The sequence below is a fragment of the Pseudomonas sp. PDM16 genome (genome assembly GCF_014851865.1).
Lineage (GTDB): Bacteria > Pseudomonadota > Gammaproteobacteria > Pseudomonadales > Pseudomonadaceae > Aquipseudomonas.
Genome location: NZ_JACVAM010000005.1, coordinates 451,278 through 470,820 on the forward strand (window position 1 = coordinate 451,278; position 19,543 = coordinate 470,820).

Below are 19,543 nucleotides of genomic sequence, written 5' to 3' on the forward strand. Positions count from 1 at the left end.
CGATTGCCTATGCACGACAGCGACTTTCCCGACGACGCGGCACAGACCGAGCGCACCCGCGAGACCATCCTGCGCTACCACTTGAGCTGGCGGTGCCGGGACTTGGAGGCGGTGATGGCGCTGTTCCACCCGGATATCGAATACAACGACTTCTTTCAGCAGCGCACCATGCACCTGGGCGAGCTTCGCGAGTACGTCGAGGACAACCTGCCGCGGCGGCCCGGCGAGATGCTGGAGCACGTGGATCGCATCCGTATCGACGGCCATACGGCGTTCATCCAGTACCGCTTCGCTCTGCAGGGCAGCGAGGGCCTGGCGTCGTTTCGTACCGGTGAGTCGATCACCGTGCGTGATGGGCTGATCTGGCGGATCAACGAGTATGCAGCCCTGGTGCACGAATCCCGATCGAGCAAGGGGACGAATTCGCGACCGGCGACGAGTCGCCTGGGGCTGTCCGCCTGGCAGCTGAGCATGCTGGCGCAGGACCTGCAGGATTACTTCCAGAAGCACAGGCCCTTCCTCGATCCGGAACTGGACCTGCAGCAGGTCGCGGCTGCCACCGGCTACAGCCGCAATCAGATTTCCCACTTGCTCAATCAGGTGCTGGGGCAGAGTTTCTACCGCTACGTCAACCAGGCGCGCCTGCAGCATTTGCTCGACGGTCTGGAGGCGGGCGGTGATGCGGGGCGGGTGGACGACCTGGCCTTCGCCGCTGGCTTCAACTCGCTGTCGGCGTTCTACAAGTGCTTCCGCGAACGCCTGGGCATGACGCCCAAGGCTTACCTCAAGCAAATTTCCTCGCGGGCACGCACGCAAGACAAGTCCTGACTCGGCTGACTAGTCTCTGTCGATCCTTTGATGACGGAGACCCCGATGAGCGCGTGGCGCACTATCAGCCTGTGGATGGACCAGCTCGACGAGCCGCTGACGCCGCGGCCGAGCCTGCAGGCCGACCTGCGTGCCGACGTGGTGATCGTCGGCGCCGGCTATACCGGCCTGTGGACGGCCTACTATCTCAAGCGCCAGGCGCCGCATCTGCGCATTGCCATTCTCGAGGCCGAAACGGCCGGCTTCGGCGCTTCCGGGCGCAACGGCGGCTGGCTGATGGGCAATATCCTTGGCGAGGATCGCCTGCTCGCCGGCCTGCCGGCCGAGCCACGGCGCGCGGCCTTCGACCTGCTGCACGGGATTCCTGATGAAGTGGCGAGTGTCACCGAGCGTGAGGGTATCGCCTGTGATCTGCGCAAGGGCGGTGTGCTCTATTGCTCCGCGCGCTATCCCGAGCAGTTGAGCGGCTTGCAGGAGCATCTGCAGCACCTGCGTAGCCTCGGCCTGGGGGAGGACGACTACCGCTGGCTGGAGCCGGGCGAACTGGCTGAGCAGCTGCGCGTAGCCAACCCCTATGGCGCGCTCTACAGCCCGCACTGCGCCACCATTCAGCCGGCCAAGCTGGCACGCGGGCTGGCGCGTTGCATCGAGGCCATGGGGGTCGAACTGTACGAGCAGAGTCGGGTGACAGGCTGGGAGCGTGGGGTGGTCCGTACCGCCAATGGCAGTGTGCAGGCCGACTGGGTGGTGCCGGCTGTCGAGGGCTATGCCGCCAGCCTGCCACCGCTGGGCCGGCATCAGTTGCCGGTACAGAGCCTGCTGGTAGCCACCGAGCCATTGCCAGCTGCCACCTGGGCCGAGATCGGCCTGGAGCGTGGCCAGGCCTTCAGCGAGGCCAGCCGCCAGGTCACCTATGGCCAGCGCAGCGCCGATGATCGCCTGGTATTCGGCGCCCGCGGCGGCTATCGCTTCGGTGGCCGGCTGCGCAGCGATTTCAATCTGACCGAGGGCGAGCGCGAGCTGCGTCGCTACCTGTTCGGCGAGCTGTTCCCACAACTGCGCAATGTGCGCCTGACCCACGCCTGGGGCGGCAACCTAGGCATGGCCCGGCGTTTCCACCCGCACATGCTGCGCGACGTGCGCAACGGCATCGCTCTGTCCGGCGGCTACGGCGGCGAGGGCGTGGGCGCCAGCAACCTGGGCGGTCGTACGCTTGCGGCACTGATCCTCGGCCAGGACAACGAACTGACCCGCCAGCCATGGGTGTACAGCGACTCTGGCCTGGAGCGTCTTCCCGGCTGGGAGCCGGAACCCCTGCGCTGGCTTGGTTACAACGCCATCATCCGCAGCTTCGTGCATGAGGACCGGGTGCTGGCCGAACCCGCCAGCGCGCCCTGGCGCCGCCGGCTGGCACAGGGTGTGGCGGGCTTTATGGAAGGCTTCATGAAATGACAGCGGAGAATCCGATGAGCATCGATCACTTCAAGAACACCACCGAGCTGGCCCTGGACGAGGTCCATCCAGTGACGGTGCCGCTGGGCGAGCCGCACGCGGTAACCCGTACCCATAGCATCGAACGCACCGATGGTGTCGAGGCCGGTGTGTGGGAATGCAGCCCCGGCCGCTGGCGTCGGCAGATCGTCCAGCAGGAGTTCTGCCATTTCATCGCCGGGCGCTGCACCTTCACCCCGGACGGCGGCGAGCCGATCGAGATCCGTGCCGGCGACGCGCTGATGATGCCGGCCAACACCACCGGCGTGTGGGACATACAAGAAACCGTACGCAAGACCTTCGTGCTGATCCATTGATCGGCACAGCCCCCTGAGTCACTGCCTAACAAGAACAATCAACGAGGTATACCCATGCTCAAGAAACTCCTCCCGCTGATGCTCGTGGCGTCCGTCAGTCAGGCCGCCGAGGGCGTGCGCATCTACAACTGGACCGACTATATCGCCCCGGACACCCTGAAGAACTTCGAGAAGGCCAGCGGCCAGAAGGCCCACTACGACGTCTACGACAGCAACGAGACCCTGGACGCCAAGCTGATGGCCGGTCGCTCCGGCTATGACGTGGTGTTCCCCTCCAACCACTTCATGGCCCGGCAGATCCAGGGCGGTGCGCTGAAGCAGCTCGACCGTAGCAAGCTGCCTGGCTGGAGCAACCTCAACCCGGTGCTGATGAAGGCGCTGGAGACTAACGACCCGGGCAACCAGCATGGCTTCCCCTACCTGTGGGGCACCACCGGCATTGGCTACAACGTCGACAAGGTCAAGGCTGTGCTCGGCGAAGGTGTGACTGTGGATTCCTGGGATCTGATCTTCAAGCCCGAGAACATGGCCAAGCTGGCCCAGTGTGGCGTGGCTATCCTCGATAACGGTCCGGAGATGCTGCCGATTGCCTTGCACCAGCTGGGCCTGCCGCACCATAGCCAGAACCTCGACGACTACAAGCAGGCCGAGGCGCTGCTGATGGAGATGCGCAAGAACGTTCGCTATTTCCATTCTTCCAAGTACGTCGGTGAGCTGGCCAATGGCGACATCTGCTTGGCCGTAGGCTTTTCCGGCGACATCATGCAGGCCGCCAGCCGCGCCAGCGAAGCCGGCAACGGGGTGAAGATCGAGTACGTGATTCCGAAGGAGGGGGCGCCCATGTGGTTCGATATGGCAACCATGCCAGTCGATGCGCCGAACGAAGAGGCCGGCTATGCCTTCCTGAACTACCTGTTGCAGCCGGAGGTAGCGGCCTCCATCAGCGGCTACGTGCATTACGCCAACGGCAACCAGAAGGCGGATGCCTTGGTCGATCCAGCGCTGCGGGCGGACAACAAGGTCTACCCCCCCGAGGAGGTAATGACCAAGCTGTATGCGCTGGAAGCCATGCCGCTGAAGATCGACCGGGTGCGCACGCGCATCTGGAGCAAGGTGAAGAGCGGCACCTGACGATACAGCGCCCCGGGCAGGTGATACCTGCTCCGGGGCTAATCGCTACTGACGGTAGGTCTTGAGGAAGTTGCCGATGCGGCTGATGGCCTGCTCCAGATCGTCGACGCGGGGCAGGGTGACCACGCGGAAGTGATCCGGCCATGGCCAGTTGAAGGCGGTGCCCTGGACGATCAGCAGCTTCTCGGAGAGCAGCAGGTCGAGGACGAATTTCTCGTCGTTGTGGATCGGGCAGACCTTCGGGTCGATCTTCGGGAAGGCGTAGAGCGCGCCCATCGGCTTGACGCAGCTGACGCCGGGGATATCGTTGAGCAGCTCCCAGGCACGGTTGCGCTGTTCCAGCAGGCGACCTTGCGGCAGGACCAAGTCATTGATGCTCTGGTAGCCACCTAGCGCGGTCTGGATCGCGTGCTGGCTCGGCACGTTGGCGCACAGACGCATGTTGGCCAGGATATCCAGGCCCTCGATGTAGCTCTGTGCTCGGTGTTTCGGCCCGGAGATGGCGACCCAGCCGGAGCGGAACCCGGCCACACGGTAGCTCTTGGACAGGCCGTTGAAGGTCAGGCAGAGCACGTCCGGTGCCAGGGAGGCGGTGGAGATGTGCTGGGCTTCGTCATAGAGAATCTTGTCGTAGATCTCGTCGGAGAACAGCACCAGATTGTGCTGGCGCGCGAGCTCGACGATGCCTTCCAGTACTTCCTTGGAGTACACGGCACCGGTCGGGTTGTTAGGGTTGATCAGCACGATGGCCTTGGTGTTGCTGCTGATCTTGGCCTTCATGTCGGCCAGATCGGGGAACCAGCCGGCCTGCTCGTCGCACAGGTAATGCACTGGTTTGCCGCCGGCGAGGGCCACGGCTGCAGTCCACAGAGGGTAGTCGGGCGCCGGGATCAATACCTCGTCACCGTTGTTGAGCAGGGCCTGCATGGCCATCACGATCAGCTCGGACACACCGTTGCCGAGGTAGATATCCTCGATACCGACACCTTCCACCTGCTTCTGCTGGTAGTACTGCATCACCGCCTTGCGTGCGCTGAACAGGCCTTTGGAGTCGCTGTAGCCCTGCGCGGTCGGCAGGTTGCGGATCACGTCCTGGAGGATTTCCTCAGGGGCCTCGAAACCGAACGGTGCAGGGTTGCCGATGTTCAGCTTGAGGATGCGTTGACCTTCCTCTTCCAGGCGTTTGGCGTGCTTGAGCACCGGCCCGCGGATGTCGTAGCAGACGTTGGCGAGCTTGTTCGATTTGCTGACCTGCATGATGCTGTGTGTCCCGATATGAAGATGCCGCTGGCGGCGCAGGGAAAATTCGTCCTTGCATACCGTTATACGGCATAAAGACTGGCGTCCAAGGAGGGACGCATGATACGTGCGGCCCGATGCCCGGAAAAGGTACAGGTCGGGCTTTTTTCTGCCCCTGAGGTGTGCACCATGGAAAAGATCGATAAACCCCTGGAAGCCTGGCGCGACGAGCTTTCCGACGCCCAGTTCCACGTCTGTCGGCTAGGAGGTACCGAACGTGCCTTCACCGGCGAGTACCATGACAGCAAGGTGCCCGGCATCTATCACTGTGCCTGTTGCGGCGAGGCACTGTTCGACTCGGATGCCAAGTACGACTCCGGTAGCGGCTGGCCGAGCTATTTCCAGCCCCTGGGTGATGGTGTGATTGCCGAAAAGGAGGATTTCAGCCACGGCATGCACCGTATCGAGGTGAAGTGCGCCAAGTGTGATGCTCATCTGGGTCACGTCTTCCCGGATGGTCCGCGGCCGACTGGGCTGCGCTACTGCATCAACTCGGTGTCGCTCAAGCTGGAGCCCAGATAAGGCGGGCTCGCCAACTGGCGAGCCCATCTCCTTGATAATTGATTGTGTGCAATTAAATTGCTCGCTATATTCGCCCCACCTCAACGTGCACGGAGCCTCAGGCCATGAGCAGCAAGCTTCTCGATATTCCTGTCACCACCATCAAGGGCGAGCAGAAGACCCTGGCCGACTTCGGCGGCAAGGCCGTACTGGTGGTCAACACCGCCAGCAAATGCGGCTTCACCCCGCAGTACAAAGGCCTGGAGAGTGTCTGGCAGCAGTACAAGGACAAAGGTCTGGTGGTGCTGGGCTTCCCCTGCAACCAGTTCGGCAAGCAGGAGCCGGGCGACGAGGGCGCTATCAGTGAGTTCTGTGAGCTGAACTTCGGCGTGAGCTTTCCTCTGTTCAAGAAGATCGATGTCAATGGCAGCGACGCCCACCCACTCTTCGTCCAGCTGAAGAAGCGCGCCCCGGGCCTGCTTGGCAGCCAGGGCATCAAGTGGAACTTCACCAAATTCCTGATCAGCGCCGACGGTGCTGAGGTCAAGCGCTTCGCCCCTACCACCAAGCCGGAAGAGCTGACAGCCGAGATCGAAGCACTGCTGAGATGAATGCCTCGCACGACATCGAGGCGCCGCTGCTGCTGGACAACCAGCTGTGCTTCAAGCTCTACGCCGCCTCTCGGGCGGTCATTCGTGGCTACAAGCCGATGCTCGACGCGCTTGGCCTGACTTACCCGCAGTATCTGGCCATGCTGGTGCTGTGGGAGTGGCAGGCGGTGCCGCCGGAGCAGCCGACGGTCAAGGCGTTGGGCGACCGGCTGATGCTCGATTCCGGCACCCTCACACCGCTGCTCAAGCGTTTGGAACAGTTGGGGTTGGTGCAGCGCCGTCGCTCCAGCGCCGACGAGCGCGAGCTGCATCTGGCGCTCACCGCTGAAGGGTTGGCATTGAAGGGCAAGGTGCTGCCGCTGAAGAACCAACTGCTGTGCGAAAGCGGAGTCGACATGAACGAGCTGGAGGGGTTACGCCAGAGTCTCGGGCAGCTGTTGGCGCTGGTTACCGCACGGTCGTGAGCGGCAGCCAGTTGTCCAGCAGGGCGGCCAGGTCCTCGCGGCGGAAGGGCTTGGCCAGGTAGTCGTTCATGCCCGCGGCCTGGCAACGCTCGCGCTCGTCGGGCAGGGCATTGGCGGTCAGGGCGATGATCGGCAGATCTGCCCACTGTTCGCGCTGGCGGATGCGTCGGGTCGCCTCGTAGCCATCCATCACCGGCATGTTGCAGTCCATTAGCACCAACTCGACCGTATGTTTCTCCAGATAGGCAATGGCTTCGCCGCCGTGAGCGGTCACCGCCACTTCGCAGCCCAGCTTGGTCAGCATGCCTTTGGCAACCATCTGATTGACCTGATTGTCCTCCACCAGCAGCACGCGGGCCTGATGTGTGCGGGGCGCCGGTTTGTCCGCGGGTTCGGTGCTGGTGGTCAGATGGGGGGTTAGCAGGCGCTGCAGGGTCTGGTGCAAAGCGGTGCGGGAGAGGGGGCGAGCCAGTTGTTCGAACGGTACCAGGTTGGCTGCCTGCTCACTGGCGATGAAGGTGCCGTAGGCCGACACCAGCAGCATCGGCCTGGAAAAGCGCTGGCGCAGCTGGAGCAGATGCTCGGGGTTGGCGCAGATCAGCAGGTCTAGCTGTTGATCCTGTGGTGGGGTGCCCTCGTCCAGTCGCTGATAGTCGAGTCCCCAGTTCGGCAACCAGTTGTCCAGCAGCTCCGCCAGGCCGCTGCCGGCCTGGCATATGGCGGCGATACGCCCAGGTAGTGGTGGCAGGCGACTTGCCGGCGCGTGGGTCGGCAGTGGCAGGGTGGCGCTGAACTGGCTGCCGAAGCCTTCCTGCGAGCTCAACTCCAACTGCCCGTCCATGGCCTCGCACAGGCGCCGGGTCAGAGCGAGACCGAGCCCGGTACCGCCGAACTGTCGGGTGATGCCGGCACCAGCCTGAATGAAGGGCTGGAAGATGCGGGCTTGCGCCTCTTCGGGAATGCCTATGCCTGTGTCGCTGACCTGTATCTGCACGCCGCCAGGTGTGGGCGAAACGCGCAGGTCGACGCGGCCGAAACGGGTGAACTTGAGAGCGTTGGAGAGCAGGTTGCTGACGATCTGCCGGACTCGGGTCGGGTCGCCGAGCACCAGCGCCGGCAGCCTCGGGTCGATCAGGCAGGTAAGCTCCACCTGCGGGGCGGTGTTCTGCGACAGCAGGCTGGCGGTTTCCTCTACCAGCGAGCCGAGGTCGAAGGGGATCCGTTCCAGCTCGAGCTGGCCGGCCTCGAACTTGGACAGGTCGAGTATGTCGTTGAGCAGATCCACCAGGACCTTGCCCGAGTCATGGGCGATCGACAGCTGCTGGCGCTGCTCGCTGCCCAGCGGGCCGTCCAGCGACAGCGCGAGCATGCCCAGCAGCCCGTTGAGCGGGGTTCGTATCTCGTGGCTCATGTTGGCCAGGAAGGCGGCGCGGGCCTGGGCCATCTCCAGGGCCGTACTGCGCGCATGCTCCAGCTCCTGGTTGGAATGCGTGAGTCGGGCGTTGGTTGCCTTCAGCTCGGCGGTACGTGCCGAGACGATATTTTCCAGTTCGGACAGGTACTGGGTCAGACGGTCCTCGGCCTCGCGCCTCTGGCTGATCTCCTGGTGGGTGTTGGCCAGTTGCTGGTTGGTCACCGCCACCAGGGTGCCGACCTCGTCCCGTTCGTGACCCGGCGGGCACGGCACAGGCGAGAAGTCACGGCGCGGATCACGATCGCTGAGGGCGCGGATGACGCCCACCAGCGGCTTGGTCAGCATGGCGTAGAACAGCACCAGCAGGATCAGCGACAGCATCAGGCTGCGGGCGAAACCGGTGAGCATCGTCAGCAGGGCCCGGCGCAGAAAGTGGCTGCCGAAGGCGTAGGTGTCGACTTCCAGGCGTAGTATGCCGAGGGATTCTTCGGGGGCGTGGCTGACGAAGAGCGGGTCCTCGAACTGGCGCCGCTCACCGAACATGAAGTCGCTGAATACCCGGTAGCGACTCTGTACCGGCGGGCGGTCCACCGAGGCCAGCACCAGGCCGCTGTTATCGATGATCTCTGCGCGCATCACTGCCGGTGAGCGCAGCAAGCCGAGGACCAGCTCCTGGGCCAGTTCGGCGTCGATGTTGTAGGAGATACGTGCTGCCGGGTTGTGGCTGATTTCCAATAGAGATTGGATTTCCCGGTCGATGGAGGCGTCTTCGCTGGCATAATCCAGACCGACCTGGATCAGGCTCAGCAGAGTACCCAGGATGAAGGCCACCAGCACCGTCAATCTGGCCTGTTTGTACGACAGGCGATGGGTCAGAGAAATATCCATCGGTGTGGCAGCTGAGTCCTTGATTCTGGCCTTGCCTAGCATAGCCCATAGCGCCGGATGATCGGCAGTGGCGGATATGAGGAGTAAGTCGTGGATTCTCGCTTGAACAGTTTTCTGCAGCGCGCTGACTCGGTGCTGGAACGTCTTGAACCCCTGTTGCCCGCTACGCGGGTGGACTTGGATTGGGGCAAGGTAATTGCCGCTCGTTGGCAGCGCGAGGGGCGAAGCGGCTACCTGCAGCCGCTTCGGGTCAGTCTGGACCTACAGTTGTCCGATCTGGTCGGGGTGGATGCCCAATGTGCGCAGTTGGCGCGCAATACCCAGCAATTCGTCAATGGCCTGCCAGCCAACCATGCGCTGCTCTGGGGGGCGCGCGGAACCGGCAAGTCCTCGCTGGTGCGCGCGCTGCTGGCCGAACATGCCGATAGAGGCCTGCGCCTGATCGAGATCGAGCGCGACCACCTGGCCGACCTTCCCAGGGTGGTGGAGGCTCTCGCCGGGCTGCCGCAGCGCTTCGTGCTGTTCTGTGATGACCTGTCGTTCGAGTCGGGCGAAGGCGACTACCGGGTGCTCAAGAGCGTGCTGGACGGCTCCTTGGAGCGAGCGCCGGACAATGTGCTGCTGTATGCCACCTCCAACCGTCGCCACTTGGTGCCGGAGAAGGAGAGCGACAATGAACACTGGCAGATGGTCGACGGCGAACTGCATCCCAACGAGGCGGTTGAGGACAAGATTGCCTTGTCTGACCGTTTCGGACTGTGGATTTCTTTCTACCCATTCACTCAAGAGCATTTCCTTGCGGTGGTCCGGCACTGGATCGGTGTGCTGGCACAACAGGCCGGGCTGCAATGGCAGTGGAACCACGACTTGGAGATTCTGGCTATTCGCTGGGCGCTGGGGCGCGGCAATCGCAATGGCCGTTGTGCCTACCAGTTCGCTCGCAGCTGGGTCGGCCAACAGCTGCTGGAGGTGGCTCCGTGATCGATCTGCAGCAGGTGGGTCAAGGACGAGAAGGGTACGAGCTACTGGCGGCGCAGCTGGAGTCACTTCTCGCTGATGAGCGTGACTTCATTGCCAACGCGGCTCAATTCTCCGCCTTTCTCTTCAGTGAGGTCACTGAGCTGAATTGGGCTGGCTTTTACCTGAACAAGGGTGAGGAGCTGATACTGGGGCCGTTCCAGGGCAAGGTAGCGTGCGTACGCATTCCATTCGGCCGCGGCGTGTGTGGTGCGGCGGCAAGCAGCCGGCAGACCCAGTGCATCGAGGACGTGCATGCCTTCCCAGGGCACATCGCCTGCGACAGCGCTTCTAACAGTGAACTGGTTGTGCCGTTGGTGAAGGACGGGCGGCTGGTCGGTGTGCTCGATCTCGATAGCCCGCAGCTGGCGCGTTTTCGGGCGGAAGACCAGATTGGAATCGAGCGCCTGGTGGAGATTTTCCTTCGCCTGACCGACTGTTGATCGAAGCAGGCTCTGATCCGAGGGCGGATTGCCCCAGGCGCATCGGCAAAACGGGGCACCCCGGGGGAGGGAGTGCCCGGTCGATGCTTAGCCCAGATGCTGCTGGTCGAGCTCGATGGCCTTCTCCAGCGTTTCCAGCAGCGCTTTGCGCACCTTGAGCTTGGTGTTCTTGTGCGCGGTCATGTTGATCTTCTTCAGCTGTTGCGCGGCGGCTAGAGCTGTGGCTTGCAGCTGCTCGACCGGTACAACCTTGTCGAGGAAGCCAGCATCCACCGCGCCCAGCGGATCGAAAATCTCGCCATTGATGACCGAACGATGGAAAGCAGCCTTGCGCAGACGATCACGCGCCAGTTCGATACCTGCGTGATGCATGGTCATGCCGATCTGCACTTCGTTCAAACCGATGTTGAACGGGCCTTCCACGCCGATGCGGTAGTCGGCGGAAAGCAGAATGAAGGCGCCTTTGGCGATGGCATGGCCGGGGCAGGCAACGATGATCGGGTAGGGATGGCTGAGCATGCGATGGGCCAGGGTGGAGCCAGCGGTTACCAATGCGACAGCATTCTGGGGGCTGGAGGTCATCACCTTCAGGTCATAGCCACCGGAAAGAATGCCTGGCTGGCCGGTGATGATCACCACGGCACGATCTTGCACGGCCTGATCCAGTGCGGCGTTGAAGGCGGAGATCATATCCGGGGAGATGGCGTTCACCTTGCCGTTATTGAGGGTCAGGGTGGCTATGCCGTCTTCGAGTTGGTAGCTGATCAGGTCGCTCATGGCGGAAATCCTAGTCCTGGATTGCGGAAGGTGGCGCCGACGTTACCCAGCGCGTGGCCAAGGGTAAAGCGGTTTGACTGACTGAAGAGTCACCTCTTTGTAGGAGCGGGCGGAATGTTATCGGTACTCTTGCCGAGCTCGCTCAAGCCGCTATCTACATTGGCAACACCTCCGAAGCCTAGCGAAGTAGCGTGCTTCTCATACTCTTGTACTTAGCTAGATGGTGCCGGCCGGCACCTGTTTCCGCCCTATCGTTCGGGCCTCGTTGCATTCCTGTGCCACGATAGTAGGAGCGTCGGCGGTAGCCGAAAAACTCGTTGTTCCGCATAAGCGTATGAATCGACAAAAAAATTTTGCATTCGGAAAAGAGTTCGGCTACATTAGCGCGCCTCGACGGACCAGACTGGTACGGCGAGATCCGGTGAAGTGTCCGAGCGGTTGAAGGAGCACGCCTGGAAAGTGTGTATACGGGAAACCGTATCGAGGGTTCGAATCCCTCCTTCACCGCCAGACCCCAATGCTAAGGCCCTGAAAACATAAGAGTTTTCTGGGCTTTTGCTTTTCTGGGCTACGAACTGTCGAAGATTCGTCGAAATCTGCGTTATTCGTAGTGCGACCAGAGCCTAAGCACCTTCACCACCTGTTCTTCCTGCAGCACCTGATACACCAACCGATGTTGGATGTTGATGCGCCGGGAGTAAGCGCCGAACAGGTCGCCGACCAACTTCTCGTAGGGCGGAGGATTCTGGAAGGGGTTTTCCTGAATCACTGCCAGCAGAGCCTTCGCCTTATCCTTTAAGCCCGCCGCGGCGAGCTTCTGTGCATCTTTCTGAGCTTGTTTCGTGTAGACGAGTTGCCAAATCACCAATCCAGTTCCTTAGAGCACTCGTCGATGGGCTCGGCCATGCCTTCCTTGATTGACTCGCGCATGCCAGGAACAGACAGCAGATACAGAGTCTCTTGGATGGCCTCCCAATCCTCGGCCGACACCAGCACGGAATTGGTCCGCTTGCCGGAGATCATGATCGGCTGATGCGACTCGGCCGACTGATCCATGAGTCGATAGAGGTTGGTGCGAGCTTCGCTTGCGGTGAGTATTTGCATGGAGGTATCTCCTAGGTAATGCGCAGAGCGTACGCTAATTCGTACGTTGTGTTAATGCACCTTCGTCGGAGAGTGGATTGAGTAGCAGCGCTTCCTGCAGGTGATCCGGGGCGAGGTGTGCATAGCGCAGCGTCATCGTTAGCGACGAGTGCCCCAGGATTTTCTGCAGTACCAGGATGTTCCCACCTCGCATGACAAAGTGGCTCGCGAAGGTATGCCGCAGCACATGGGTGGCCTGGCCTGCAGGTAAACGAATCGATGTGGTTTCGAGCACTCGGCTGAAGGTCAGCATGCACCGGGTGAACGGGCCGTGTTGCCGCCAGTGATCCCGCAGGCGCTTGGCCAGATCGGCCGAGATTGGCACCGACCGAACCCGCTTCGACTTGGTGTTGGCGAAGGTTATAACCCCCGAGCCGATCCTTTCAGGGGTTAAAGCCTGAGCCTCTCCCCAACGTGCCCCGGTGGCCAGACAGATACGCGCGATCATCGGCGGATGTGGTGACGTGTCGGCGCGATCATCCAGGGCCTTGAGTGCTTCACCGATCTGTTCCAGCGACAGGTAAGACAGCGGACGCTCCTGCAGCTTGACCGGCTTGAGCCTGGCGAAGGGGCGGGGGTAGTCGATGACGCCCAGGGCATGCAGGTTGTTGTAGACCGCCTTGAGGTAGCCGAGTCGGTTATTCGTGGTCTTGGCCGACACACCTGCAGCCAGCCAGGAAGCGCGAATTGCAGCGATCACCGCACCGTCTACACCGATGGCCTTGGGATCACCGAGAGCGGCTGCAGCTTCGTCGAGAATGGCCTTGCGCCTGATGCCATCCGAAAGGGAGGTGCCATGCAGGTCAAACCACAGCTTAACCAGCTCGGATAGCTGGCGTTTGTCCTTGGGCTTGGGCGCCCAATCCGGGGTATCGATGACCTTGGCCCTGCAGGTCGCCTCGAAGCGCTGAGCTTCGCCCTTAGTCTTGAGCGTCTTGCGGAAGCGCTTGCCCTTGATCGGCTCTACATCCACCCGCCAGCGGCCGTCCGGCAGTTGCTCGATTGCCATCTAGACGGCCCGTCCCCAGCGGATATGACGTTCCTCCAGCAGATCCTTGATGTGCTTGTAGATGTCGTACTCGGTCATGTCCTTGGCGGCGTAGTGATCGCGGATGACCGGCCAGCATTCCCAGGTTTGCAGCCGGTCAAAGGCCTTTTTTGCGCCCACTCGCTCCCGTGCCAGCAGGCTTACGAAGTTTCCTAGGAACAGCTCCACGTTCTTTCCCGAGAAGCCCCGAGCGGTCTTGTAGTGGCGCTTGTAGTCGGTCTCTTCCAACAGGGAGTCCGCGGCGATATCGACGCGCACATCCTGGCGCAGCAGCGTCCAGATAGGCTCATAGCGGCCCGGTCGAGCCTGCAGGCGGAACTGGGTCAGCCCATAGCGCCACAGGCCGTCTAGGTGGCCGGCGAAGGCGGCAAACGAGCTGGTATCGATCACGGCGCCGGACTGCAGGTCCATCGAGCCGCTGGCGAACTGCTGGATGATCGAGTGGTGATAGCGCAGCTCCACACGCCATACATCCTGGGCGGGGTTGTAGTTGTCAGGGTCGCCTTCATCGAAGCTGTCCCGACGACGCCAAACGCCTTCCCAGTAGTCCAGCTTGTCCGTGGCCTTGGCCTGCTCGGTCTTGTTGTAGATACACAGCTGAATGCCTCCAGCCGAACCGAACATCGACGTTTCGCCGCGGCCGTAGACGCTGGACTTGGTCGCCCATTCGATCTGGTTGATCCCCGAAATGTCACGGTGCGTCCTCGCTCGGCAGTGCATCCGTGCCACCAGATCAACCGGCGGCTTCCAGCCCTGCAGGTCTAGCGCCAGGTGCACGGCACACTGGTTGACCTCGACGTTGGTCATCAGCTCCTGGGCGTAGTAGTCCAGGCGCTCCTGCAGGCGCTGCGGACTCAGGGCGTCCACCGCATGGGGGGACACCTCGATTTTCAGGTGCGGGCCGATGGCGTCGAGCTTGGCGTTGAAGTTCTTCACCAGCAGCACGAAGCCCAGGTCAGCATTCTGCAGCTTGTACTGGTAGCCCGAGTCGCGGCCGACTCGCCCTGTGTGCCAGCGCTGGCCGGCGAAATCGACCATGGTCCCTAGCTTCTCGAACAGGGCCATGATTTCCGGGCGGATCAGGCCCTGATACAGCTGACGCACCGTATCGACGCCGCAACGCAGCAGGCGGACGTTCGACAGGTCAGTGAACGTGACGGTGTGGCTGTCGAAGAACAGCCGCCCGGCCGGGCTTTCTGCAAAGTTCTGATCGACTCGCAAAAGGTCTTTAACAGCCATTTTTCTCACTCCAAATTGGTACGTACTGAAACGCTGTAGTAGGTGTTATCTGACGGCCTGACCACCCCAGCCGGATCCCTGGGCCACCATCGTCGCGGGTCGCTTGTTATCAGGTCGCGGAAGTCATCGCGCGGGCAGTCGCTGCAGGAGTGATCCAGAGCGAAGAACAGCAGAGGGGGCGGGCCGGGAGGCAGGCCATAGGTGCAGCCTCGCCAGAGCGCGAGGATGGCCAGCAGCAGGAGCAGGCGAGAGAGATCGGCGAGGGACAGAGGGAAGAAGACCAAGGGCGCTGCCCTTGTCATCCCGCTCTTGCCGCCGAGGGCTCGGGAGCGTGGGGTGGTGAAGCTACCCCACACTCCCCGGCAGAGGCTGTTCATGGCTGTGCAGGGTCAAGGGTGCGCTGCGCCCGTGCTTCCGTTCATCGCGACGGGAATACCGTCACGACGAGCCGGGAGCGCGGCCCCTGACCTCACGGGGATAGGTCGGGTCATACGGCCCAGTACGTTGCCGGAACTCTGCCGGTCGCGGTGCCGTATCGCCCGAATGGTGCGGATATCTGCAAAGAACATTTCGCTGGGGAAGGGCTTCTCATGGGCCACGTTGACGACCATGAAATAGGCGTCAGAGCAGACCCCCGGCACAGGCAGAACGACGCCGATTATGTGCACGCAGTGCCAGTAGGATTCCGGTTCCTGTTCCCACTTTTGTTCAGCGAGAACGGTCTGGCCAATGAAGGTCAGGGCGGTGGCGATATCCAGGGCGAAGGGTTGGCTACTCATCGTCGTAGTCCCCCTCGTTGAAGCTGCTCTTACCGGCGTCGAGGTCCGCTTTGATCTTGGCCAGGTTGATCATGCGGAAGTCGGAGACCTTCACGCTCGGGATCGTGCCGTTGTTCATCCAGGCGATCACATCGTTAACGGAGGCACCGCACATGCTGGCGAAGGTGCTGATGCTGCAGATGTCGAGATTGGCTTGGCTCATGCGGTGTACTCCCTGTTGGCTTGGTGGTTCATGCAGTCCACTCCTGTTCCAGCAGCCACGAACGGAACAGAGCGCTGTTCACCATGCGGCGCTTGCCGACTTTCAGAGTGGGGATAACGGCCTTCATCGCCCAGGCGCGGGCGACTCCGTAGGCAATTCCGTTGCGTTCAGCCCAGCCCTCTATAGTTTCGAGGTCGCGCTGTTGGGCCTGCAGCTGGGCGGGGTCTAGCTCTTCCAGTTCCATGCTCGTTCCGTCACTATTCGTGGCATTAGCCGTATACGGTTAGGGAAATATTTGCTCTAGGTGAATTATTACCCTGCATTCCGTTTCGGAGCAATATTTTCTCTGGAATTATTTTTAATATGAGCACGGCTGCTGATAGGGCGCGCCTACTGATCAAGAAACTCGGCCCCAAGAAGGCCAGCACTTACGCAGGCGACTACGAACGCTGGAAGAGCGTGAGCAAGGGAGCCGTACGTGTCAGCACCGAAGAGATTGACGTGCTGGTTGAGGTTTTCCCTCAGTACGCTTTGTGGCTGGCTAGTGGCAAAACCGCGCCGGAGATAGGACAGACAAGCCCGGAATACGACCAGGCCAATTCAAACTTGCCCAATCAAAACGCGGGATAGCGATCACCTAGGAAGCCGCAGGAAGGTGGTTTTCTCGAAGGAGCAGAAAGGAGCAAGGACAGTGACGAGCGTGCAAAGCAGCAAGACAGCCGCGCCAGTCGACAACTTGTTAGGCTAATTCTCGGACTTGAGAGAGATACTCTTCACCATTTATGGTTGCTTTGAGAGTAACTCTGTCAGAACCTGCCTTTAGCCGGTAGCTCACCTTGTACTTTCCTTTTTCGTAATAGTGCCATTTGGCTAATTTCAGTCGGGATAGTCTTAGTGCAGCTTGCTTGACCTGTTTGTCTGTGAACTTGGTTTCGAGCCATGTACTTAGAGATACTCTAGCTAGCGCAAGTGTAAAAGGCTCGCCCTCACAAAGAACTAAAATCCCATCCTCAAGCTTGCTGAGCATTTTTAGGCCTAACGTTGGAGTTAAGGCTGCGCCGAAGGCGTTTGCCTTGAATGCTGTAATGGACTCTATCCACACCACACTCTGATGTTCCGAGTGGTGTGTTTTGGGAGAGAGTCGATTGTTAGGGGGGTAGCCCCTGAATTTATAGGGGGCCTCAGCATCATATTCAGCCCTCTCGTCTGGGGTAAGGCCAGACCTAATAACCTGAGTTGTATAGCCGCCTACAAGAAAGCCATCTTCAACGTACATCCAATCTGTGACCTGTGATGGATGGAAGGTGACCCGTTGCATGAAGCTAAGGCCAGGAAGCTCAGGCTCATTAGCGATGGTGCCATGAAGCGGGAAAGCAGAGGGGTCAATATCTGCCATCCAGATGTGCTCAATTTCGCCGTCGATCTCGAACTGAACTTTGAGCAAGAACGCCTCTTGGTTAGGCTTTGGATTCAAATATGCATCAAAGAAAGCCTTCAGAGTGCTTTGAGCTTCTTCGATGGCGAACTGAATTCGCTGATCTTCGGAATCGAATTCAAAAACTCCATCTGCCATTTCGTGCCCTCTAACGTTTGACATGAGAGGCCGTGCCCGGCTTGCCGGGACTGGTCATCTCGATGGAAGGGTTAGGCGTCTGTTTCAAAGAGAGCCTTCTGCTTTGTCACCGGCCCCCCTTGCTTTCAACTTCTCGACGCGCTCATAAAAGAGATGTGAGCCGAAAAAGTCTTGGCACAACATATCGAAGCCATCTTCGTTGAGCTCAATGTTGTCTTCCGTAAGACGCTCTTTTAGAAAGAGGCACATTACTTCGGTGCCACGGAGGCATGCTTCGTCGTCGCTGTTGTCGAACGCTTCGGGATGCTTGAGTTCTAGTTCGTCATACAGCTTTGCGCGATAAAAATTTGAGAGTTGGATTAGGTTGCGAGCGGAATTCATGCTGTTGCTGATGTAGTAGGTATCTGCACAGGCTCGACAAAAACTCTCAGTTGGCCCTGAAGCGCCGGATATGTGGACTAGAGCCTCTTTTTTGTTGCACGTTTGACAAAGCATTTGGTTGAGACCTTTGAAAGAACTCCGGCGCTTGGTGCACCCAGACGCCTAACGTTTGACATGAGAGGCGCTTGGAGGCCGCAGGCCGGAAAGCGTCCTCTCGATGGAAGGATTAGGCAACGTTGCAGGTCACTGCTTTCTATTCTTTCGAAGTGCCCCATTGGTGGCGACGGTCGCATACATCGACGGGATCAACCATTTGCGCGGACTGTTCATATCCGGCGATTTTGGTTCGAAGCTTTCGGTATAGATCACTATCAGGAGTTCGGCATGCCACTCCCGCATACTTGCCTATGTTATGGATGCTGGAGGGATAGAGGCGAACAAGATCGTCGTAGCCGAGCTTGAGCTTTTTCCACGAAGGAGCTTGTCGAGGATCATTGGTGAATGGAATTCCTTGGTGGTAATCCACAAGCCAATAGAGGCGGGCATACATGCCCATGCCCTCAAACGCTTTCGTCTGCTCCGCGGCCTTATTGGCAAAGCTCTCGTACTTTGCTGCGCTTCCTCCCCACTGCGGTTCGTAGTGCATAGCCATCGCAAAGTAGATGCCGTGATACTCAGGATGCTTGCGCGAGGCCTCCTCGTAAAGAGAAGCCAGACGTTCTTCTTGGGCGCCGAGCTCAGTCAAGACGCTCAATCTCAAGGCATAGGGGGCTGCACATCCAGTAGAAATGTTTGACGAAGCTAGAGCTGACTCAGCTTTGCTGAGACGTTCGTAAAATAGTTCCCAGCCTTCTTTGGATACTGTCGAGGCGTAGTCCGCGCCCCTTGCTTTCCATGCGTAAGCGCGCCAATAGACTGCTTCGCTGAAGATGGCTGCCGCCGAATTTGGGGAAACGCTTTTCCATGACTTGATGGCATCCAGATCCCTGCTCCACGTATTCCAAGCGTCGAAGTTCTCATGAAGTGCTGCTTCGTATTGAGACAGCTTCCATCTTCCATCAGGAAAGCGATCCTTGCCGGAGCACCATTGATCATAGAGAGTGTCCAGGGTGGCGAACTGTCTCTCATTAAATGCCCTTTGAACGAGAGCTTTTCCCTCATGGAAGAAGAGTGCAGAGTCCGGGCAAGGGACCTGCTTTTGCAGTTCCAAGTTTGTGCATATCGCCAATGCAGGACTCGAAACGGGTGGTGCTGAGATACCAACCTGCGCCTGCGTCGAGGTGCAGATCGAGATGAACGCGATGAGGAATGCTGATTTGCTGAACATGTTCTGATGTTCCTCTACAAGATTTTCCTACTAGATAATCCTACTCTTCTTAGGCGTCTCAACGACGGAAATAGACTATTTGTTGCCTAACGATTAAGCTAACGGGCAGGCAAAAGCGTAGCTTTTGACTGTCCAGCGAACGGAGTGAGCGATAGTTGAGCGCATTGTTAGGTGCTCACTTAGATGACTCTTGGTACGCTAGGCGCTCTATCATTGCGGCCTTCACTTATGGCAATTAACCCCAAAAGCATAGCGAACTCTATGGCGAGGTGGATATTTTGCTTTACCGCCGGCAGATACTCAGCTCTGCTCTCGATGACCTGTTGAGCCGAAAGCAAGTAATGAAGTAATTGCTTGGAGACAACGTGCTCTGACTTTATAAGCTCCGCCTTCTCGCATAGATATTCATGGAAAGCATCAAAGGCAGAGGCATCAAAATAATCTGTCATGAGCTGACCTACAGACCTTTCATAAAGATCCTTTAGCTCAACATCAAAGTCGCTTGGATTCATTTCTGCACCTAACGATTAAGCTAACGGGCGGCCAAAAGCGCAGCTTTTGGACGTCCAGCGAACGAAGTGAGCGTCAGTTGAGCGCATTGTTAGCAGCGCTCCGGTGTGTATTCGCGCGGGTTCAAGCAGGTTTTGTCGAAATTAGCAGACTGCTCTTC

Annotated in this window: 25 protein-coding genes and 1 tRNA gene; 11 read left to right on the top strand and 15 right to left on the bottom strand. The window is 59.8% G+C overall.

Features of this window, described 5'->3' with window-relative positions:
• Positions 1–9 precede the first annotated feature (9 nt).
• From IB234_RS19295 to IB234_RS19310, 4 genes are read left to right on the top strand one after another with little or no spacing between them, the layout of a single operon-like run.
• Positions 10–828, top strand: a complete 819-nt coding sequence (locus IB234_RS19295) for an AraC family transcriptional regulator (protein WP_192320945.1) — start codon at positions 10–12, stop codon at positions 826–828.
• Between the two features lie 45 nt (positions 829–873).
• Entirely contained in the window at positions 874–2,280 is a 1,407-nt protein-coding gene (locus IB234_RS19300; RefSeq protein ID WP_192320947.1) for an NAD(P)/FAD-dependent oxidoreductase, read from the top strand.
• A 14-nt stretch (positions 2,281–2,294) separates the two neighbouring features.
• Positions 2,295–2,636 carry a cupin domain-containing protein gene (locus IB234_RS19305; protein ID WP_192320949.1) on the top strand — a complete coding sequence of 114 codons (342 nt, stop codon included), beginning with the start codon at positions 2,295–2,297 and terminating at the stop codon, positions 2,634–2,636.
• A gap of 54 nt (positions 2,637–2,690) precedes the next feature.
• Positions 2,691–3,767, top strand: a complete 1,077-nt coding sequence (locus tag IB234_RS19310; RefSeq protein ID WP_192320951.1) for a polyamine ABC transporter substrate-binding protein — start codon at positions 2,691–2,693, stop codon at positions 3,765–3,767.
• 45 nt (positions 3,768–3,812) lie between these two features.
• On the opposite strand, the gene IB234_RS19315 is transcribed toward IB234_RS19310, so the two are convergent.
• Positions 3,813–5,024 (bottom strand): pyridoxal phosphate-dependent aminotransferase, encoded by a 1,212-nt coding sequence (locus IB234_RS19315; protein ID WP_192320953.1) that lies wholly within the window; start codon positions 5,022–5,024, stop codon positions 3,813–3,815.
• Positions 5,025–5,195: 171 nt separating this feature from the next.
• On the opposite strand from IB234_RS19315, the gene msrB reads away from it, so the two are divergent.
• The 3 genes from msrB to IB234_RS19330 all read left to right on the top strand — a co-directional run bounded on the left by msrB (position 5,196) and on the right by IB234_RS19330 (position 6,642).
• Positions 5,196–5,588, top strand: a complete 393-nt coding sequence (msrB, locus tag IB234_RS19320; RefSeq protein ID WP_192320955.1) for a peptide-methionine (R)-S-oxide reductase MsrB — start codon at positions 5,196–5,198, stop codon at positions 5,586–5,588.
• 104 nt (positions 5,589–5,692) lie between these two features.
• The gene (locus IB234_RS19325) at positions 5,693–6,178 is read left to right on the top strand and encodes a glutathione peroxidase (protein WP_192320958.1); all 486 of its coding nucleotides are present in this window, start codon (positions 5,693–5,695) and stop codon (positions 6,176–6,178) included.
• On the top strand, positions 6,175–6,642 hold the full coding sequence (locus IB234_RS19330) for a MarR family winged helix-turn-helix transcriptional regulator (RefSeq protein WP_192320959.1): 468 nt from the start codon (positions 6,175–6,177) through the stop codon (positions 6,640–6,642). Before IB234_RS19325 ends, IB234_RS19330 begins: the two co-directional genes overlap by 4 nt.
• Here IB234_RS19330 and IB234_RS19335 read toward each other — a convergent pair.
• Positions 6,626–8,944, bottom strand: a complete 2,319-nt coding sequence (locus IB234_RS19335) for a response regulator (protein ID WP_192320961.1) — start codon at positions 8,942–8,944, stop codon at positions 6,626–6,628. The genes IB234_RS19330 and IB234_RS19335 overlap by 17 nt on opposite strands.
• Positions 8,945–9,034: 90 nt before the next feature.
• Between IB234_RS19335 and IB234_RS19340 the strand changes: the two genes are divergently transcribed.
• Both IB234_RS19340 and IB234_RS19345 read left to right on the top strand, forming a co-directional pair.
• Entirely contained in the window at positions 9,035–9,925 is an 891-nt protein-coding gene (locus IB234_RS19340; protein WP_192320963.1) for an ATP-binding protein, read from the top strand.
• Complete coding sequence (locus tag IB234_RS19345; protein ID WP_192320965.1) at positions 9,922–10,404, top strand: GAF domain-containing protein; 483 nt, start codon at positions 9,922–9,924, stop codon at positions 10,402–10,404. The genes IB234_RS19340 and IB234_RS19345 overlap by 4 nt, the downstream gene beginning before the upstream one ends.
• Before the next feature lie 87 nt (positions 10,405–10,491).
• Here the strand turns inward: IB234_RS19345 and IB234_RS19350 are convergent, their stop codons facing one another.
• Positions 10,492–11,181, bottom strand: coding sequence for a crotonase/enoyl-CoA hydratase family protein (locus IB234_RS19350; RefSeq protein WP_192320967.1), 690 nt, complete (start codon positions 11,179–11,181; stop codon positions 10,492–10,494).
• Between the two features lie 420 nt (positions 11,182–11,601).
• On the opposite strand from IB234_RS19350, the gene IB234_RS19355 reads away from it, so the two are divergent.
• Positions 11,602–11,691, top strand: a tRNA-Ser gene (locus IB234_RS19355).
• Positions 11,692–11,782: 91 nt separating this feature from the next.
• On the opposite strand, the gene IB234_RS19360 is transcribed toward IB234_RS19355, so the two are convergent.
• From IB234_RS19360 to IB234_RS19395, 8 genes are read right to left on the bottom strand one after another with little or no spacing between them, the layout of a single operon-like run.
• On the bottom strand, positions 11,783–12,046 hold the full coding sequence (locus IB234_RS19360) for a Txe/YoeB family addiction module toxin (RefSeq protein ID WP_192320970.1): 264 nt from the start codon (positions 12,044–12,046) through the stop codon (positions 11,783–11,785).
• Positions 12,043–12,285 (bottom strand): type II toxin-antitoxin system Phd/YefM family antitoxin, encoded by a 243-nt coding sequence (locus IB234_RS19365; protein WP_192320972.1) that lies wholly within the window; start codon positions 12,283–12,285, stop codon positions 12,043–12,045. Before IB234_RS19365 ends, IB234_RS19360 begins: the two co-directional genes overlap by 4 nt.
• A gap of 34 nt (positions 12,286–12,319) precedes the next feature.
• Complete coding sequence (locus IB234_RS19370) at positions 12,320–13,333, bottom strand: tyrosine-type recombinase/integrase (RefSeq protein ID WP_192320974.1); 1,014 nt, start codon at positions 13,331–13,333, stop codon at positions 12,320–12,322.
• Positions 13,334–14,611: a hypothetical protein gene (locus tag IB234_RS19375; protein ID WP_192320976.1), complete on the bottom strand. Its 1,278-nt coding sequence runs from the start codon at positions 14,609–14,611 to the stop codon at positions 13,334–13,336.
• A 5-nt stretch (positions 14,612–14,616) separates the two neighbouring features.
• Positions 14,617–14,988, bottom strand: coding sequence for a hypothetical protein (locus tag IB234_RS19380; RefSeq protein WP_192320979.1), 372 nt, complete (start codon positions 14,986–14,988; stop codon positions 14,617–14,619).
• Positions 14,989–15,000: 12 nt separating this feature from the next.
• The gene (locus tag IB234_RS19385; protein WP_192320981.1) at positions 15,001–15,390 is read right to left on the bottom strand and encodes a hypothetical protein; all 390 of its coding nucleotides are present in this window, start codon (positions 15,388–15,390) and stop codon (positions 15,001–15,003) included.
• Positions 15,383–15,592, bottom strand: coding sequence for a hypothetical protein (locus tag IB234_RS19390; protein WP_192320983.1), 210 nt, complete (start codon positions 15,590–15,592; stop codon positions 15,383–15,385). Before IB234_RS19390 ends, IB234_RS19385 begins: the two co-directional genes overlap by 8 nt.
• A 28-nt stretch (positions 15,593–15,620) precedes the next feature.
• A complete protein-coding gene (locus IB234_RS19395) occupies positions 15,621–15,836 on the bottom strand; it encodes a DNA-binding protein (protein ID WP_192320985.1) in 216 nt (71 codons plus the stop codon).
• A 119-nt stretch (positions 15,837–15,955) separates the two neighbouring features.
• Between IB234_RS19395 and IB234_RS19400 the strand changes: the two genes are divergently transcribed.
• Positions 15,956–16,222 carry a DNA-binding protein gene (locus tag IB234_RS19400; RefSeq protein WP_192320987.1) on the top strand — a complete coding sequence of 89 codons (267 nt, stop codon included), beginning with the start codon at positions 15,956–15,958 and terminating at the stop codon, positions 16,220–16,222.
• Positions 16,223–16,331: 109 nt separating this feature from the next.
• Here IB234_RS19400 and IB234_RS19405 read toward each other — a convergent pair whose 3' ends face one another.
• The 4 genes from IB234_RS19405 to IB234_RS19420 all read right to left on the bottom strand — a co-directional run bounded on the left by IB234_RS19405 (position 16,332) and on the right by IB234_RS19420 (position 19,385).
• Positions 16,332–17,165 (bottom strand): YegJ family protein, encoded by an 834-nt coding sequence (locus tag IB234_RS19405; RefSeq protein WP_192320990.1) that lies wholly within the window; start codon positions 17,163–17,165, stop codon positions 16,332–16,334.
• 84 nt (positions 17,166–17,249) lie between these two features.
• The gene (locus tag IB234_RS19410; protein ID WP_192320992.1) at positions 17,250–17,546 is read right to left on the bottom strand and encodes a hypothetical protein; all 297 of its coding nucleotides are present in this window, start codon (positions 17,544–17,546) and stop codon (positions 17,250–17,252) included.
• Between the two features lie 253 nt (positions 17,547–17,799).
• Positions 17,800–18,873 (bottom strand): DUF4034 domain-containing protein, encoded by a 1,074-nt coding sequence (locus IB234_RS19415; RefSeq protein WP_192320994.1) that lies wholly within the window; start codon positions 18,871–18,873, stop codon positions 17,800–17,802.
• A gap of 179 nt (positions 18,874–19,052) precedes the next feature.
• On the bottom strand, positions 19,053–19,385 hold the full coding sequence (locus tag IB234_RS19420) for a hypothetical protein (RefSeq protein ID WP_192320996.1): 333 nt from the start codon (positions 19,383–19,385) through the stop codon (positions 19,053–19,055).
• Positions 19,386–19,543: the final 158 nt, after the last annotated feature.

What these genes read in the sequence shown, in the direction of transcription:
- IB234_RS19380 (WP_192320979.1), bottom strand. Translation starts at nt 14,988, where the DNA reads ATGAACAGCCTCTGCCGGGGAGTGTGGGGTAGCTTCACCACCCCACGC.
- IB234_RS19310 (WP_192320951.1), top strand. Translation starts at nt 2,691, where the DNA reads ATGCTCAAGAAACTCCTCCCGCTGATGCTCGTGGCGTCCGTCAGTCAG.
- IB234_RS19300 (WP_192320947.1), top strand. Translation starts at nt 874, where the DNA reads ATGAGCGCGTGGCGCACTATCAGCCTGTGGATGGACCAGCTCGACGAG.
- IB234_RS19405 (WP_192320990.1), bottom strand. Translation starts at nt 17,165, where the DNA reads ATGGCAGATGGAGTTTTTGAATTCGATTCCGAAGATCAGCGAATTCAG.
- IB234_RS19395 (WP_192320985.1), bottom strand. Translation starts at nt 15,836, where the DNA reads ATGGAACTGGAAGAGCTAGACCCCGCCCAGCTGCAGGCCCAACAGCGC.
- IB234_RS19375 (WP_192320976.1), bottom strand. Translation starts at nt 14,611, where the DNA reads ATGGCTGTTAAAGACCTTTTGCGAGTCGATCAGAACTTTGCAGAAAGC.
- IB234_RS19315 (WP_192320953.1), bottom strand. Translation starts at nt 5,024, where the DNA reads ATGCAGGTCAGCAAATCGAACAAGCTCGCCAACGTCTGCTACGACATC.
- IB234_RS19390 (WP_192320983.1), bottom strand. Translation starts at nt 15,592, where the DNA reads ATGAGCCAAGCCAATCTCGACATCTGCAGCATCAGCACCTTCGCCAGC.
- IB234_RS19370 (WP_192320974.1), bottom strand. Translation starts at nt 13,333, where the DNA reads ATGGCAATCGAGCAACTGCCGGACGGCCGCTGGCGGGTGGATGTAGAG.
- IB234_RS19385 (WP_192320981.1), bottom strand. Translation starts at nt 15,390, where the DNA reads ATGAGTAGCCAACCCTTCGCCCTGGATATCGCCACCGCCCTGACCTTC.
- IB234_RS19400 (WP_192320987.1), top strand. Translation starts at nt 15,956, where the DNA reads ATGAGCACGGCTGCTGATAGGGCGCGCCTACTGATCAAGAAACTCGGC.
- IB234_RS19335 (WP_192320961.1), bottom strand. Translation starts at nt 8,944, where the DNA reads ATGGATATTTCTCTGACCCATCGCCTGTCGTACAAACAGGCCAGATTG.
- IB234_RS19420 (WP_192320996.1), bottom strand. Translation starts at nt 19,385, where the DNA reads ATGAATCCAAGCGACTTTGATGTTGAGCTAAAGGATCTTTATGAAAGG.
- IB234_RS19305 (WP_192320949.1), top strand. Translation starts at nt 2,295, where the DNA reads ATGAGCATCGATCACTTCAAGAACACCACCGAGCTGGCCCTGGACGAG.
- IB234_RS19415 (WP_192320994.1), bottom strand. Translation starts at nt 18,873, where the DNA reads ATGTTCAGCAAATCAGCATTCCTCATCGCGTTCATCTCGATCTGCACC.
- IB234_RS19330 (WP_192320959.1), top strand. Translation starts at nt 6,175, where the DNA reads ATGAATGCCTCGCACGACATCGAGGCGCCGCTGCTGCTGGACAACCAG.
- msrB (WP_192320955.1), top strand. Translation starts at nt 5,196, where the DNA reads ATGGAAAAGATCGATAAACCCCTGGAAGCCTGGCGCGACGAGCTTTCC.
- IB234_RS19295 (WP_192320945.1), top strand. Translation starts at nt 10, where the DNA reads ATGCACGACAGCGACTTTCCCGACGACGCGGCACAGACCGAGCGCACC.
- IB234_RS19350 (WP_192320967.1), bottom strand. Translation starts at nt 11,181, where the DNA reads ATGAGCGACCTGATCAGCTACCAACTCGAAGACGGCATAGCCACCCTG.
- IB234_RS19325 (WP_192320958.1), top strand. Translation starts at nt 5,693, where the DNA reads ATGAGCAGCAAGCTTCTCGATATTCCTGTCACCACCATCAAGGGCGAG.
- IB234_RS19365 (WP_192320972.1), bottom strand. Translation starts at nt 12,285, where the DNA reads ATGCAAATACTCACCGCAAGCGAAGCTCGCACCAACCTCTATCGACTC.
- IB234_RS19410 (WP_192320992.1), bottom strand. Translation starts at nt 17,546, where the DNA reads ATGAATTCCGCTCGCAACCTAATCCAACTCTCAAATTTTTATCGCGCA.